Source organism: Litorisediminicola beolgyonensis (assembly GCF_042679605.1).
Taxonomy (GTDB): domain Bacteria; phylum Pseudomonadota; class Alphaproteobacteria; order Rhodobacterales; family Rhodobacteraceae; genus Litorisediminicola; species Litorisediminicola beolgyonensis.
This window is the reverse complement of the sequence record NZ_JBHTMU010000017.1, coordinates 1-15,262: the sequence shown is the minus strand read 5'-3', so window position 1 is coordinate 15,262 and position 15,262 is coordinate 1. Positions and strand designations below refer to the sequence as shown.

Here is a 15,262-nt window from a genome sequence, read left to right as displayed (position 1 = left end):
CCACCAGACGACAACCAGTCGAGGAGTCTTGCGCACCGAAAACGCGAGGAAAATCAGCGTGATCTATTGCATTATGCAGTAAGTCCAGAAATTCTGAAGGCGAATAGAGATCGCGAGTAATCAACCAGAATGACCAGTCAGAATTTCGATCACCTGAAGGACATTGATCGCCCCTTGGCAATTCTGGCAACTCACGCCGAGAAATACTTCATCGCGATGCAAATACGGCCCTGATCAAGACCCGGCAGTTTGCTGAGCGAATGACCAAGGTCGTCGCGGAGAACGCCGGAGCAGACATCTCGAGCGGTGACACATTCTCCGACATGCTCCGCAGTATCCGGCGCGACGACCTGGTGCCGGCTGAGATCCTCGATATTCTCCACAGACTGCGTATCGACGGAAACGCAGCTGTCCATGGCCACTATGGCGAACGCCGGATGGCCTTCGAGGCAATCAAGCTATGCCATCGTCTTGTCGTCTGGCTTCGCGCTTCGGCGTCAGGTCAGCCACGGCTGACCGTGCCTTTCATTCCGCCAAGGCTCTCGGAGGGTGATGCACCCGATCTCAAGGAGCAAGTGGCGGCCCTGAGATCAGAACTGGAGGCGAGGTCAGCGGAGGCCGCACGCCTCGCCGACGAGGCGGATAATGCAAGAAGCGCCGCCTTGGATGCCGAGGATCGCGCCCGCCTCGCCGAAGAAGAGAGCGCGATATATGCCGAGTTGGCCGAGGAGGCAGAACGACAGGCGACGAAGCCCGTGGAGCGCGTCAGGGCCCAGATGTTCATCAAGGCCGCTTTCGACTCGGCCAAAGACATGGACTTCGACGAAGCCGACACACGCCTTCTGGTCGACGAGCAGCTCCGCCAGGCAGGATGGGATGTGGACAGCGCGACCCTGCGGCATTCCAAAGGCACATGGCCTGAGAAGAACCGAAACATGGCCATCGCCGAGTGGCCGACATCCTCGGGTCCGGCAGACTATGCTCTCTTCGCCGGTCGGACATTGGTCGGACTCGTCGAGGCGAAGCGAAAACGCAAGAATGTGATGTCTGCGGTAGACGTCCAGGCGACGCGGTATTCGCGAGATATCCAGCCGGAGGAGAGTTTCGACCTGGCGGGTGGGCCGTGGGATGGCCACAAGGCTCCATTTATCTTCGCTACCAACGGGCGAAGTTTCTATCCGGCGATTGCGACGCAGAGCGGGATATGGTTCCGGGATACACGCGACGCGAAGAATGCATCCCGGGCCCTGGAAGGGTGGTTCACCCCCAAGGGCCTCGTTGAGCGGCTCGAGGTCGACCGTCGCGCCGCGGAGAAGGAGCTCGAGGACAAGCCCTTCAATTTCGGCTTCGACCTGCGCCCCTACCAGAAGAAGGCAATCAAGACCGTCGAGAAGGGTGTTTCCGACGGTCAGCGGGAAATGCTCATCGCGATGGCCACCGGCACCGGCAAGACCAAGTTGGCCATCGCCATGATCTACCGCCTCTTGGAGGCCAAGCGCTTCCTGCGCGTCTGTTTCGTCGTCGATCGCAGTGCCCTCGGCGAACAAGCAGAAAGCGCCTTCGAGACGACGCGTATGGTCGGCGCGAAGACGTTCGCCGAGATCTTCGGCCTCCGCGGTCTTGAGGACCAGGACATCGACCGAGACGCGAAGATCCACATCTGCACTGTCCAGAGCCTCGTGAAGCGTGTGCTTGAGCGGGAGCCCGGGGACAGGCCCCCGGTCGACCAATACGACCTGATCCTGATTGATGAGTGCCATCGAGGCTACCTGCTCGACCGTGAGATGAGCGAGGCAGAAACGACGTTCCGGGACCAGAACGACTACGTGTCGAAATATCGGCGGGTCGTCGAATATTTCGATGCCGTGAAGGTTGGGCTCACGGCAACGCCGGCTCTGCATACCGCGCAGATCTTTGGTGACCCGATATACCGTTACAGTTATCGCGAGGCCGTCATCGATGGATGGCTGATCGACCACGATCCGCCTCACCTGATCAAAACCGCGCTCAGCGAGGCAGGGATCACCATCGAGGCAGGCGAGACGATCGATGTGCTGGACCCGCGAACCGGCGAGATCGACACAGCCACACTCCGCGACCAGTTGGACTTCACCGTCGAGCACTTCAACCGGAAGGTACGCGCACCGAAATTCGACCAGGTCGTCGCAGCAGAAATTGCGCGCAGGATCGACATCATGTCCCCCGATGCCGGCAAGACGCTGGTCTTCGCCACCTCCGACCCTCATGCCGACGAAGTCGTTCAGTATCTGCGGCAAGCCTATAGGGACGAGGGCCTCGAGATCCGCGACGACATGATCCAGAAGATCACCGGGTCGGTCGACAAACCCGGCAAGCTGATCCTGAAATACAAAAATGAGACCAACCCCAGGATCGCCGTGACGGTCGATCTGCTGACCACCGGCATCGATGTCCCGGCGATCACCAACCTTGTCTTTCTCCGACGGGTGAATTCCCGGATACTCTACGACCAGATGATCGGCCGCGCGACCCGCAAGTGCGACGAGATCGGCAAGGAGGCTTTCCAGATCTACGATGCGGTAGACCTCTACCCGAACCTCCAGGCCATGACAGAGATGCGCCCCGTCGTGGTCGACCCGAAGGTCTCTTTCGAAACCCTGTTCGATGGCTTCGAGAACGCTGAGGATCCCGACCACCAAGAGGAAATTCTCGACCAGATCATCGTCAAGCTGTCCCGCAAGGTCCAGCGCATGAATGCGGACATCCGGGAGCAATACACCGCCCAGGCGGGCGAGACGCCGGAGGAGACACTCGATCGTTTCCGGAACGGCCCCGCACCCGAGGTCCGTCGATGGACCCAGGCTCGCCCCGGGCTGGGTCAGTTCTTCGACTTCAAGGGCGACCGTGGGGCCCCGCCCATCATCCCCATCTACACCGGCGACGACACCGTCACCGGTGTCACGCGCGGCTATGGCGAGGGCGTCCGTCCGGCCGACTTCATCGACGCTTTCCAGACCTTCGTGCGCGACAATGCCAACAAGATCGACGCCCTCAACCTCGTGGTCACGCGCCCGCGCGACCTGACCCGCGACAGCCTTCGTGAGCTTCGCCTGGCCCTCGACGCCCGCCACTTCACCGAAAGCGCTCTGCGCACCGCCTGGCGAGATCGCACTAACGAGGACATCGCCGCCTCCATCATCGGCTTCATCCGCCAGGCGGCCCTTGGCGATCCCCTGGTTCCCTACGCCGACCGGGTCGACGCGGCCATCAGAAAGGTTGCATCGACTCACGATCTCGACGATGTCCAGCGACGCTGGCTCGATCGCATCGGGGACGAGATGAAGAGCCAGGTCGTCATCGACCGCCAGGCATTCGATGACCCGCCCTTCGCGCAGCAGGGCGGCTACAGACGCCTCAACAAGATCTTCGGGGGCGAGCTCGACGCCATCCTCGAAGAGATAAGAACCGAGACATGGGAGCCCGCCGCATGAGCGCCACGCAGGACATCGTCGCCAAGCTCTGGAAACTCTGTGACGTCCTCCGCGACGACGGCGTGACCTATTCCGAATACGTCACCGAGCTCACCTTCCTCCTCTTCCTGAAGATGATGGCCGAGACCGGGCAGGAACGCCGCATCCCCGAGGAATACCGGTGGGACACGCTGGCGCGGCGCGAGGGGCTCGACCAGCTCACCCACTACAAGCACCTCCTGACCTCGCTCGGTGACCCGGACGAGCGCGACGCCGACGGCAAGCCCAAGGCCGCCAAGGATCCGCTCGTCCTCGCCATTTTCGAGAATGCCCAGACCCGCCTGCGCAAACCCGCCAACCTCAAGAGCCTGACCACCGCCATCGACGACCTCGACTGGTTCGACGCGCGGGAGGAAGGGCTGGGCGACCTCTACGAGGGCCTCCTCCAGAAGAACGCCGAAGACAAGAAATCCGGCGCCGGGCAATATTTCACCCCGCGCCCCTGATCGACAGCATCATCCGCCTGACCAAGCCTCAGCTGGGTGAGCGCATTCAGGATCCGGCGGCCGGGACCGGCGGCTTCATCGTCGCCGCGCACCGCCACATCTATGAAGAGAACAACCAACTCTACGGCCTGCCCGAGGGCGCCGCCGAGAAGCAGATCCGCGACTGCTACACCCTCGCGGAACTCGTCCCCGACACGCACCGCCTCTGCCTCATGAACATCATGCTCCACGGCATCGAGGGTGACGCGCAGTCCATGGACACCCTGACCGACGAGGGCGCGGGCCTGCGCAAGGCCGATCTCATCCTGTCCAACCCGCCCTTCGGCACCAAGAAGGGAGGGGGGCGGCCGCAGCGGGGCGACTTCTCGACCACCGCGGGCACCTCGAACAAGCAGCTGGCCTTCGTCGAGCACATCATCCGCGGCCTCGCCCCCGGGGGCCGTGCCGCCGTGGTCGTGCCAGATAACGTGCTCTTCGAGGACGGCACCGGCCGCGCCCTGCGCCGGATGCTGATGGGCTGGTGCGACCTGCACACCATCCTGCGCCTGCCCACCGGCATCTTCTACGCCCAGGGGGTCAAGACCAACGTCATTTTCTTCACCCGCAACGCGGACAAGGCCGAGAGCGGCGGGACCGAGGCCGTCTGGGTCTACGATATGCGCGCGGGCGCGCCCTCCTATGGCAAGACACGACCCCTGCGGGCCGAGGACTTCGCCGACTTCGAGGCAGCCTTCGGCGACGATCCCAAAGGCCGCGCCGAGCGGCAGGACCAGGGCGAGGAAGGCCGGTTCCGCCATTTCACCCGCGAGGACTTCGCCGCACGCGGAGACAACCTCGACATCTCCTGGCTGCGCGATGGCGAGGAAGAGGCCGAGGACGGCCTGACCGACCCCGATGACATCACGGCCGCCATCCTCGGCCACTTGCGCGAAGCCACGCGCGAGATCGAGGCGCTGGTGCTGGAGCTGGAAGGCGAAGAGGAAGAGGCACCGGCACCGGTGGCTGCGGAATGACGAATACGCCGAGAGGTTGGTCAATCGATGTTCTTGCGAACCTATGCGGTTTTGACGGGCTCGTTTCAGATGGCGATTGGATAGAAAGCAAAGATCAAGATCCGGACGGAAACGTTCGGCTGATCCAATTGATGGATATCGGGGACGGCAATTTCCTGAATAAGTCAGCTCGTTTTCTCACGACCGAGGCGGCAGAGCGTCTACGCTGCACCTTTCTCGAATCGGGTGATGTTCTGATCGCGCGCATGCCGGACCCTCTGGGTCGAGCCTGTATCTTTCCGGGTGTTAATCAACCAGCAGTTACAGCAGTTGATGTGTTGATCTGGCGCCCCGGTTCCGAGGGCGTCTCGCCGGAGTGGATCGCAACGGCGATCAATAGCCCAGAAATCCGCCGACGTATTTCGGCAGAGTCGAGTGGCACCACAAGAAAACGGATTGCGGGCGGCCGTCTGAAGAAGATGGAGTTGGCCGTCCCCCCACTCCCCGAGCAGCGGCGGATCGTGGCGAAGCTGGACCGGCTCTCGGCGCGCTCGGCCGCCGCGCGCGACCACCTCGCCCGCACCTCCAAACTCGCCACCCGCGCCAAGCAGGCGGTTATGGACGCGATCTTCGGCGAGAGCGCTACATCGTCATGGAAGGATGTAGCGCTGGGATCAGTGGTATCCGACTCCCTCGTTGGGCTGGTTCGATCGAAGGTGCAACAATCCGATCAGGGCACTCCCTACATCCGGATGAACCACTACGACTACGCTGGTTCGTGGAACTCCGAGAATCTGACCTGCGTGACAACGACCGACGCAGAACTCGAGCGCTACGAGCTGCATGCAGGCGATGTTCTGTTCAATACGAGGAACAGCGCCGAACTCGTCGGAAAAGTCGGCCTCTGGCCCGCCGAAAGGCCCGGTCACGTCTATAACAACAACCTGCTACGTCTTAGGTTCTTCGAGGGCATCGACCCGAACTTCGCATACTACTTCATGACGTCCCCAGTGTTCAGGCGGTATCTCGCCACGGTGACAAGTGCAACGACCAGTGTCGCTGCGATCTACCAGAAGAGCTTGATGAAAGCCCCGTTCCGGCACCCCGGTATCGAGCATCAGCAGGTAATCGTCCGCCGCATCGAAGCCGCCTTCGACCGCATCGACCGGATGACCGATGAGGCCAGCCGCGCCGCCCATCTCCTCGACCGGCTCGACGAGCGCCTGCTGGCCAAGGCCTTCCGCGGAGAGCTCGTCCCCCAGGACCCCGAGGACGAACCCGCCGAAGCCCTCCTCACCCGCATCCGCGAAGCCCGCGCCGCCGCCCCGAAGGCCAAGCGGGGGCGCAGAAGGAAGGCGGCCGCCGAATGATCAAGCTCCGTTGCAAGCCTCTCTCAGATAACGATCTGAACAAGAGGGGCATCATCCGCTTCGGCAAGGATGTCCGCGCGCATTTGCCGCCCGGCGCCGTCGGTGGATCGAGCCTCGATGCGTTCGCGCCGGACCCGGTGACGTTCCACTGGCGCGGGGACACAAGCCAGATCGACATGCCGCTCGACGACCAGGGCAGAAATCTTCGCTGGTTTTTCCGTTCTCGGGAGCGCGGCTTCCTGTTGAGGTTCCTGAGGGAGTCAGGCGCCGAGATGCGTGACCTTGTCGTGCTCGAACAGATCGGCCCGCGTGACTACCGCCTGCAGATCGAGACGACGGACACGGAGAAGGCTCGGGTCGCGAGATGGGCGCTCCGGGAAACGCGCCCGGAGCAGCAGAAATTCCGGCGCGAGATCGCGGAACGCGATGGCCTGAAATGCGCGATAACCGGCTGTGCGATCCCGGAGATTTTGGATGCCGCGCACATCGCTCCACGCGCACCGGGTGGGTCGGATGACCCGGCGAACGGCATGATCCTTCGTGCCGACATCCACCGCCTCTTCGACGCTGGCCTCCTGTCGATTGACACGGCCGGCACTGTCTCGATCAGTGTCGCGGTGACCGACATCGAGTATCTCCGCCTGCAAGGCGAGGCCGCCTCGACAAGTGCGGATCTTGCCAAACTCGCGGCCCGCGCAATTGCCACCGCCGGCGCGTAGATTTTTCGTCCTCCAGATTTTTTTGCCTACGTAGAAAAGATCCATCTTCTCACCACCACCCCGTCGGAGTGGTAGCGCGAGGTAACGGTATTACCGGCGCTTACCATTACCAAAATGGGAGCCGAACATGGCCCAAAAGAAGAACAACACGTCCCTGGAAAAGCAGGTCCGTGACGCAATCCAACAGCTCACCGCCGACGGCAAGCCGGTCACAAACCAGGCGGTGCGCGACCTCCTCGGGGGCGGATCTTTTCGCGATATTTCGCCAAAGGTGAAGCAGATCACCGCGGAGATCGCGGCGAAGGAACAGGCGGCGCGGGCCGCTCCTGAGATGCCCGAGGATTTTCGCGATGCCGCAGCCGCGATGTGGCAGATGTCCTGGGAGCTCGCCGACGAGATCGCAGCATCGGACCGTCGGGCACATGCCGCCGAACTCGAGCGCGTGAAGGGCGAAGTCGACGAGGCCCTCGCGAACTGCGCGCTGGTCGAAGACGAGCGGGACGACGCGGAGATGCGGGTCCAGGACCTGGAAAAGAGGCTCGACGAAGCCCGGGGCCTTCTGCACGACGCGCAACTCGAAATCGCGCGCCTCGACGGGCGTCTGATGGAGCGCGAGAAGGACATCGCCAGCCAGGTGAAGCGACCGAAGGCGCCTCGCACGACCGAGCACCCGACCGATGATCCCGACGACACGCCGTCTGTGGCCAAGGACGACACCCAGCTGGACATGTTTCCCAACGACAAGCCTGGCGAGAAGAAGCACGAGGATCCCGAACCCATCGCGGCCGAGTGAATTCGTTTGGGATCTCTGCTCTGGTCCCAGGTCAGGAAACCGCTGGCGGACTCTCAGCTGGCGACCGGGCGGCAATCCGCCCGGTCGCGGCTCCAATAATGCTCCCCGGGTGATCCTACCGGACGAGTTGGCGAACCCGAACCTTGCGTTTCACCCGTATCGGCTTCGGCGGCGTATCGGTGTGCAGGTGGGCGCGATCCTTGCTCAGAGCCTTCGCGGGATCATGGCGCCCGGTTTCCAGATCCAGACCGCGCTGCTTCGCCTCGTGGATGAGTATCCTGACGCCGGTCGCGAACGTGCCTTGCAGCGCACCATCGCTGTCTCCGTCGGTCAACAGATATGCCTCCTGTGTCGCGGAGAAGCAGTTCGAGAGAGATGCGTTTGTCATGTCGTCCAGCTCGCGCTGCAGCGCATTTCGGTCCGCATTTTTCGGGATGCTCCAGGCACCTGGGAAGGCTTCGGCCGTCTTCTCGGCAACCGGGTCCTCTCCGCGCTCAAGCGCGTCGACGACGAACTGTACGGGTTTCGGCACCCAGCCCCTCATTGAGCTCACGACCTTCGCGAGAGCTCGGGATCTCCAGTTGATTAGGGCCTCAGAGCGATCCACCGCGATCTCGCGGTCTTCGACCTGCTCCAGATTCGCTCGAGCCTTCTCGAGCATAGATTCAGCAACGGCCAACCTTCTGTCGGCAGAAGTCTTGATCTGGTTCACCGACGCCAGCTTCTTTGCGAATTTCACGACGACATCGAAGGCCGGCTGAATTCGCCGCGCGAGTTGATTGCGGTCATTCGGGTCGGAGGGCGCGTTCCGGCCGAATTTCAAACCTTCGGGCTTCGCCGATGTCGCAGGCCTGTATGCGATCGTCTCGTCGAGAACGGCAGCTGTGCCTGCGTCGATCGCCTCCGCTTTCTGCTCCGCCGTTGCGGTGACGGCCTTCGCGCGTTCGAGTTCGTCGATGATGCGCGCCTCGGCATTTTCGAGTTCCGCGCGCCGTTGTTCGTCCAAGGCCCGCAGCCTCGCCGACTCCTTCGCCCGCTTGTAGCCTGGCGTGCTCAGGCGCTCACGTCGCGGTCCGTATCGTAGGAGCCCGGCATCCTTGAAAACGGCCGCGTAGAAATCGTCTTGCCATCCGCGCATGGCTTCGCAATAGGCAATGTTCCCCAGCTTGTTGACCTGGTCTTTCGAAAGCTTGCGACCTTCGGCTTCCATGGAAACCCGACCCTTCGCGGCATGTCCGGGATGCAGATGCTTCACCGAACCGCGCACGGGGTCCAGCGCCATGATGTGAACATGCAGAAATTCTTCGTCCCAGTGCGTCACCGCCATCATGAACCGCCCACCGGCTTTCTCGATCCGGTCGCGGTCGTGCTTGATCGCCTTTCGGAGAACCTTCACCGCGCGAGCACGCACCACGGGATCCGAAAGGGCTTCCTCTGTGCGAACCGGCAAGGACACGACGCTTGCATAAATCGAGGCGGTGTCCGAACGGATCTTGCGTTCGCGCAGTACGACCGATCCGTCAGGCTGTGCATAGGAGACCGTGGTCTTGACGGCCGCCGCCCTTTTTTGTGCCGTCCGTAGATCGACGAAATTGTCGACGTCGCCGGGAATGATCTCTGGGCCCGGACGACCGGGAATCACATGCTGGGATGCGTGCTCGAGCCGCTCGAGTTCGTCGACGATCTCTTGTGCCGTCCAGGCCTTCTGCCCATTCTTGCGCTTGCCGAAGAACTGATCTGGACTGGAGGCCGATCTGCCCTTCGCCGAATAGGTTTCGATATGCGCGAATTGAAACCCTTCCATATTCTCCACCTCCTGAGGTCCAGGTGAAGTGGAAATGGGTCCCGCTGGCGCGGGCGGGCGGTGTTCAGGCGAACCGGGATCGGCCTCATTGATACACATAGGGATCGACTATGTGTATTGCGCCGCGCTGCGCTTGCTCCATACACGCCGCCGGCTCTCCGAGGGCCGCTCGCCTCGGGGCCTCCTGCTCGGAGGGCGGCCAGGCGTCGTTCGCCACTCCCCGGCACCCCTGGCGTCTCCGACGGGCCGGGGAAGGTCGTTCCGCACTCCTTCCCCGACACCCCATCCTGCTCGCGCCCCGCGCGGCCAGGCAAGGGCACCCCTCTCCTGAACCTCTCCCTGTCTTGCATCGCACATGAACCGAACCGGGATGTTCTCTGGCGGGTACAGAGACCATCGTCTTCCTCCGTGTTGCGGCGTCTTCGTTGTGAGACGCCGCAACACGGAGACAACGTATGGCAGGTAGTTCGAGGGCGAGTGTGAACGGTGAAGGTCTTTCAAGAGACCTTGGTGCGGTCCAGGAATGGTGCCGCCATGTCCATTCAGAGGCGCCAACTTTCGACATCTGTGCCGTCGCGAAGATTTGCAGGAAATCGAGCGTTCTGCTCGTTCCTCACATTCCGAACGACCAGACCCCAATTTTCGAAGGCCCGATTCTCGAAACAGCCCGACGTGCCATTGAGGCACTGGGATACATGACCGAGATAGCGGGTCCGGCGACCGCTGGCGCAATGGTCTACCCGTGGCCGTTGACCGCGCATGAGCGAATGACGGCGATCAGATTGCTCGGGGATAAAGTGGAGTGATCGACCTCCAGGCCGCGGTTTTCGAAGTCGGTTTTTGATCCGAAACCGCCTTTGAAAGCCGCGGCCCGAATTCACAATGAAAGGCGTGCAACAGAGCGGACCGGAACATCCGCACATGACCTTTCGGACCGCAGGCTCTATCGCCGCGGTCCAACCGGCGCGTCCTCCTGCGCGCCGGTCTTGACGAGACAGGCACCGATTGTTCCGGACGACATCGGATCGTCCAGCGGTTGCTCAGGAGTTCTCTCATGCAACATCATCCGTTAACAATCGGCTCCAAGACCAACATTCCGCAATCCACCGCGGCGCGCCTGGTGAAGAGTTTTCTGGACCGGCACGGCCACGGCCTCGATGACCTGCTCCGGCGCTTCCCTGATATTACGGGCCCGGCATTTCGATCAGCGATCGAACGACATCTCGCACGCGGTGAGACGAAGGCCGGGCTGGCAATCTCGCTCGAGGAAGCATGCGATACGCTTCTGGCGCTACGCGACGAAGACTTTCGCGCGCTACCGGTGGACGCAGGAAAGCGTGTGAATGTTGATGCCGGGCTTCGCTGGTATGCAGCCCGTTTCCATGACCTCGCTAAGGCCGCCCGCGACATGTGAACGTTCTCAAGCCTGCGTCGCACGCTCCGGCGCGGGCTCTTTCGACCGATCCAGACCGCGGTCACATGGAGATATCGAACCCTGGACAAAATTTCGGCCGCCCGTTTTCGGGCGAGCCCACCTCCTCAGCGGGACCCGGAAAACCTTCCGGTGCGCCCTTAACTGAAGACCCTCTCGAGGAGCGCAGCATGACCAGACAGGAATGGGCAGTCATTCCCCTCAGACAGAAGGAAGCTGCGGCCGTAATCGGCCACAGCTACGGTCGCTTTTCCGCGGTTCTGCATGATCTGGAGGACGACGGCATCGTTACCTGTGCGTACCGCGGCACTCGGCGGGTCTTCTATCCGCAGCACATCCAGAACATCAAGGAAGCACTGGAATGCAGGACACCCCCAAAAAAACGCGCGGGAAAAACCGCGAAAAACGCAACCCGTGGGACCCGTACTGGGTCGAAAAAGCAGGCGACTGGGCCGTCGACTTCGTCATCAACGGACGACGTTATCGCCGCCGCCTTGGCATTGGCTCGGAAGAAATGAAGAGCCGTGCGAACGAAGAGGCAAAGCGCCTCTGGTCTCAAGCTTGGGATCAGATGAAGAATCCCAATGATGCTGAGGCGCCGGCGAAGACACCGTTTTGCCTGGCGGCCCTTCGCTATATGGAGCAGGGAAAAGAAAGGCGGTTCCTCGCGCGCATCATCGAGTATTTCGGTGAGGACATCATGATTGAGGATATCGACACGATGACGATCGCGGCCGCCGCATCTGAGCTTTACCCGCACGCGAAGCCGGAAACGGTCAAGCGTCAGCTGAAGACGCCAATCAGGGCGGTGATCAACTTCGCCCAGGGAACCGGGCGTGAGAAGGGCCACGACACCAAGAGGACCCGCTGGCTCACGCCCGAAGAAGTGGAGCGCATGCTCTTTTTCGCAAGCAATCCGGAAAGAGCCGGACTGCATGACCCGCACCTGAGGACGCTCCAGAAGATCGCGTTCATGCTCGGTGGCGGTGCTGGACCGGGCGAGACCTTCGCCGCGCAAGCTGAAAACTGGAATGCCGCCACCTCGGAATGGTGGCTGGACGGCACCAAGACCGCCTACCGGGCCCGTTTTGTCATACTCCCGCATCGGTCGATCGACCTGATGGGGGATCTCCCCGCAAGCGGTCCGGCCTTCTTGGCACCGGACGGGCAGCCCTACGTGGCTCGCCAGAATGGCGGCGGGCAGATGGCGGAGGCATTCGGAAAGATCCGCGACGCTGCCGGTTTGGGAAAGGACGTCGTGCCCTATACTCTGCGCCATACCTGGGCCACGTGGTTCTATGCACAAACCAAGGATTTCCGCCGCCTTGTCGATCTCGGTGGCTGGAACAAATCGGACACCGCGAACCGGTATTGCAAGGTCGCCCCGAAGGATCTCGGGAATCGCCCTCTCCAGCACGGGTGGGATTTTCGTGAGGATGTCGGAGGCCCCGTCAAATACGGCGAACTGGTGACCGTTCGCAAGTGATTTCAATTCGCCCGGGGGATGTCCTTCGGGCGATTGTCATTTCCTCGCCTGAGACGCATTGTCCACGGCATGTCAGATGAATTGCCCGCATATCCGGTCGGTCGCACCGTCGACATCCTTGCCGGCCTCGGACATCTCGAGCGGGCTGAGATATGCCAGATCATTGCTCTCCTCGAATGTGTCGATGGCCTCTTTCTCGCCAAGGGTGCCGTGGCAGGCGTGAGCGCCAGGCTCGGTCTCAAAAAAGATGCGGCCGCAGAACGCCTTCAGACTTTTCAGAATGACCTTGCAGGATCGCGTGCCTCAGATGCAGCCCTGCGCTTCCGCCTCTGGTCGCGGCTGAACGAGGCCATCGCTTTGCCGTCGGTACCTCCCCTCTCGGCGAAGTCCGCCACGCGATCGGCATCCGCCATAGCGGTTCGCGCCTCCGAGAGGTTGACGCCGTCGATCCGCGCCCGCCACCGGAAGGCCGTTCGCAAGGAGCCTGATGGCGGTATTGCCGGACTGGTTGGAGTGAGGGCCGCAGACTACTGGAAATCTGCAAAGGCTGCCGTCATTTCAGAGCCACCTCTGCCGTTTTTCCAGATCGTAGCCGAGGAGATGTTGGCGCTCCTCTCGAACGACGAGGTTGTCGAGGTCGCTGCGAAAGGAGCCGATCCCGAAATCGCTGAAGCTCTGCGGCAAGGACAGGCGCGAGCGCGCAATGCCATGGCCGCCGGCGGGGTCTGGATCGGCGGGGCGGCCGTCGTGGCCAACGCCGGTTTCTTGCCCTACATGCTGGCTGCACAGCTCAGCGCGATCATCCCGTTGGTCGGTGGTCCCACTCTGGTCTCGCTTCTGGCGACACTTATCAACCCCGTAACCGTCTTCGCGGGCGTTGCCGCGCTCGGATGGCTCGGAATGGGACGGGGTTCACGCGTGGTGCGCAGCCAGCTGGCTGCTCGCCTTGGGGTTCTCATGGCGGCACAAGGCAGCCAACACAGCGAGGCAGGTCTGGATCGGTTCATCGCCGACATGCGCAACCTGGACCGGGAACCCACCGGTTCGTTAGACTGGATGCCCTCGAAGGATCGCGCAGTCGTCCGCAACCGCATTGCCGCGCTCACTGGTCGCCTGCCCGGGCCACTACCGTCGCCAGCCGGGCGACCTCCAGAGCCTTGGTCGTCGAAGAAAATGACGACCGATCTCGCGGATGCCACGGCCGTGCTCGGGCTGACCGCTGGCGAGATGCTCTGGCACGCCGCCGCGCTTGACCCCGACGTCATGAAGGCCGCCGACTTCTCCCGCTCTGAAGACCTCGGTGATCCCATGGCCTTCGCCTGTCGCGCTTCTGACTTCCTGACCTCAGGCGCGGGATGGTCTCTGAGGGGATATACGGCCGAGCGACTGGTCATGGACAAGCTGATCGCTGACGGTCACGACGTCCGCCTCGCCGAGGTGACCAACACGCCCGGCCTGGACCTCATGGTCGACGGGATGCCCGCCCAGGTGAAATGCGGGACCTCGCTTTCGAACTTAACCGAGCATTTCGAGAAATACCCGGACATCCCGGTGATCGCCAATGCAAGTCTTGCCGAGGAGGCCATGGAAAGCGGGGCGCCTTGGGCACATCTCGTGACGACCATTCCGGGCTTCGAGATCGCGAATATCGAGGAGCAGGTCGCTGAGACACTCGGTCATGCCGTCGATCTGGCTGACCCGGACATCCTGCAGTTCGCGCTCTCCGTAGGTGTGCTGCGCGGGGGCATCGAGGTCGCTCGGGGGCGGATTCCAATTTCCGACCTTCCCGCCTGGCTCATTCTCGATGGCGCTTCGCGCGGCCTGCTCGTCTTTGCTGGTGGCAACGCCGGGGCCTGGTTCGGTCTGATCGCGATCGGTCCGGCCGGCGCGCTCATCCTCGGTCCCGCGATCGGCGCGGCGGCTCTTCTGGGAAACAACACGGTGAAGGGCTACGCCCAGAAACAACTCATGGCAGACTGGCACGAAGAGCTGCTGCGAGCCGCGAGGGCTCTTCATGGAAGTATTATCTCGGCCGTCGAGCGCCGTATCGTCCTTCTGGAAGACAGATCTCGCACCTTTGCCAGCAACGCATCACAATCCGATCTCGATGCCTGGTTGGCCATACGGGCCCAAGACGACTTGATCGCGACACTGGAAGACCGTGCCAGCCTCATCGCGTCTCGGCCGAAGGCCGAAGTCGATGCAATCCAGCTGCTGTTCAGTGCGCGTGAAATTGCGCCAATCGACGCTGACGTGTTGTCACGGATTCACGAAGTCGAACAGGCGATGGCCCGCAAGCCAGGTCTGAAGACTGTCATGATCGAAGCGGGGCTCCCCGCCAGAGACATGCTACGGTCGCGTCTGAAAGGGCGTTGGTTCAAGCGCAGAAAAACGGAAACGAGCGACGGCCGGCCGTAGACAGAGTTGGCAAGGATTTGTCAATTCCGGGCTTGCACGTATGGAAGCCGTTTATTTTCAGCGGCTTACAGTCCCTTAGCAGGGGAGCGCCTTCGACCACTCGGCCACGTCTCCGCCGACCCGTGTAAGGATCATGACGGGCGGAAACATGGGCAATTTCGCTGCCCTTGAGACGTCCAGTGCCGACCGTGCATTGCGCGCGACGCGGGGGTCGCAACTGAATAGCCCCGCGTCTCTTAGACGCCCTCGTGCCTCAGTTTCTGCTGCCGCTCGAACTCGAGGGGCGACAGCAT

9 protein-coding genes and 1 pseudogene are annotated in these 15,262 nt (G+C 62.2%); 9 read left to right on the top strand and 1 reads right to left on the bottom strand.

The genetic code is table 11. From position 1 onward, the window contains the following. Nucleotides 1-203: 203 nt before the first annotated feature. The 5 genes and pseudogenes from hsdR to ACFQ4E_RS11000 all read left to right on the top strand — a co-directional run bounded on the left by hsdR (nucleotide 204) and on the right by ACFQ4E_RS11000 (nucleotide 7,829). Entirely contained in the window at nucleotides 204-3,470 is a 3,267-nt protein-coding gene (hsdR, locus tag ACFQ4E_RS11020) for a type I restriction-modification system endonuclease (RefSeq protein ID WP_386803587.1), read from the top strand. Beyond that, nucleotides 3,452-4,968, top strand: a pseudogene (locus tag ACFQ4E_RS11015) (N-6 DNA methylase). The gene hsdR and the pseudogene ACFQ4E_RS11015 overlap by 19 nt, the downstream one beginning before the upstream one ends. Further along, the gene (locus ACFQ4E_RS11010; protein WP_386803489.1) at nucleotides 4,965-6,317 is read left to right on the top strand and encodes a restriction endonuclease subunit S; all 1,353 of its coding nucleotides are present in this window, start codon (nucleotides 4,965-4,967) and stop codon (nucleotides 6,315-6,317) included. The pseudogene ACFQ4E_RS11015 and the gene ACFQ4E_RS11010 overlap by 4 nt, the downstream one beginning before the upstream one ends. After that, the gene (locus tag ACFQ4E_RS11005; protein WP_386803487.1) at nucleotides 6,314-7,036 is read left to right on the top strand and encodes an HNH endonuclease; all 723 of its coding nucleotides are present in this window, start codon (nucleotides 6,314-6,316) and stop codon (nucleotides 7,034-7,036) included. The genes ACFQ4E_RS11010 and ACFQ4E_RS11005 overlap by 4 nt, the downstream gene beginning before the upstream one ends. Nucleotides 7,037-7,163: 127 nt before the next feature. Next, nucleotides 7,164-7,829, top strand: coding sequence for a DNA-binding protein (locus tag ACFQ4E_RS11000; protein WP_386803486.1), 666 nt, complete (start codon nucleotides 7,164-7,166; stop codon nucleotides 7,827-7,829). A 115-nt stretch (nucleotides 7,830-7,944) separates the two neighbouring features. On the opposite strand, the gene ACFQ4E_RS10995 is transcribed toward ACFQ4E_RS11000, so the two are convergent. Beyond that, complete coding sequence (locus ACFQ4E_RS10995) at nucleotides 7,945-9,633, bottom strand: hypothetical protein (RefSeq protein WP_386803484.1); 1,689 nt, start codon at nucleotides 9,631-9,633, stop codon at nucleotides 7,945-7,947. A 455-nt stretch (nucleotides 9,634-10,088) separates the two neighbouring features. Between ACFQ4E_RS10995 and ACFQ4E_RS10990 the strand changes: the two genes are divergently transcribed. From ACFQ4E_RS10990 to ACFQ4E_RS10975, 4 genes are all read left to right on the top strand, one after another. Further along, the gene (locus tag ACFQ4E_RS10990; protein ID WP_386803482.1) at nucleotides 10,089-10,439 is read left to right on the top strand and encodes a hypothetical protein; all 351 of its coding nucleotides are present in this window, start codon (nucleotides 10,089-10,091) and stop codon (nucleotides 10,437-10,439) included. A 248-nt stretch (nucleotides 10,440-10,687) separates the two neighbouring features. Then, the gene (locus tag ACFQ4E_RS10985) at nucleotides 10,688-11,047 is read left to right on the top strand and encodes a hypothetical protein (RefSeq protein WP_386803480.1); all 360 of its coding nucleotides are present in this window, start codon (nucleotides 10,688-10,690) and stop codon (nucleotides 11,045-11,047) included. A gap of 379 nt (nucleotides 11,048-11,426) precedes the next feature. Beyond that, nucleotides 11,427-12,551, top strand: a complete 1,125-nt coding sequence (locus ACFQ4E_RS10980) for a tyrosine-type recombinase/integrase (RefSeq protein WP_386803478.1) — start codon at nucleotides 11,427-11,429, stop codon at nucleotides 12,549-12,551. A 69-nt stretch (nucleotides 12,552-12,620) separates the two neighbouring features. Continuing rightward, on the top strand, nucleotides 12,621-14,969 hold the full coding sequence (locus ACFQ4E_RS10975) for a hypothetical protein (protein ID WP_386803476.1): 2,349 nt from the start codon (nucleotides 12,621-12,623) through the stop codon (nucleotides 14,967-14,969). The last annotated feature ends 293 nt before the right edge of the window (nucleotides 14,970-15,262 follow it).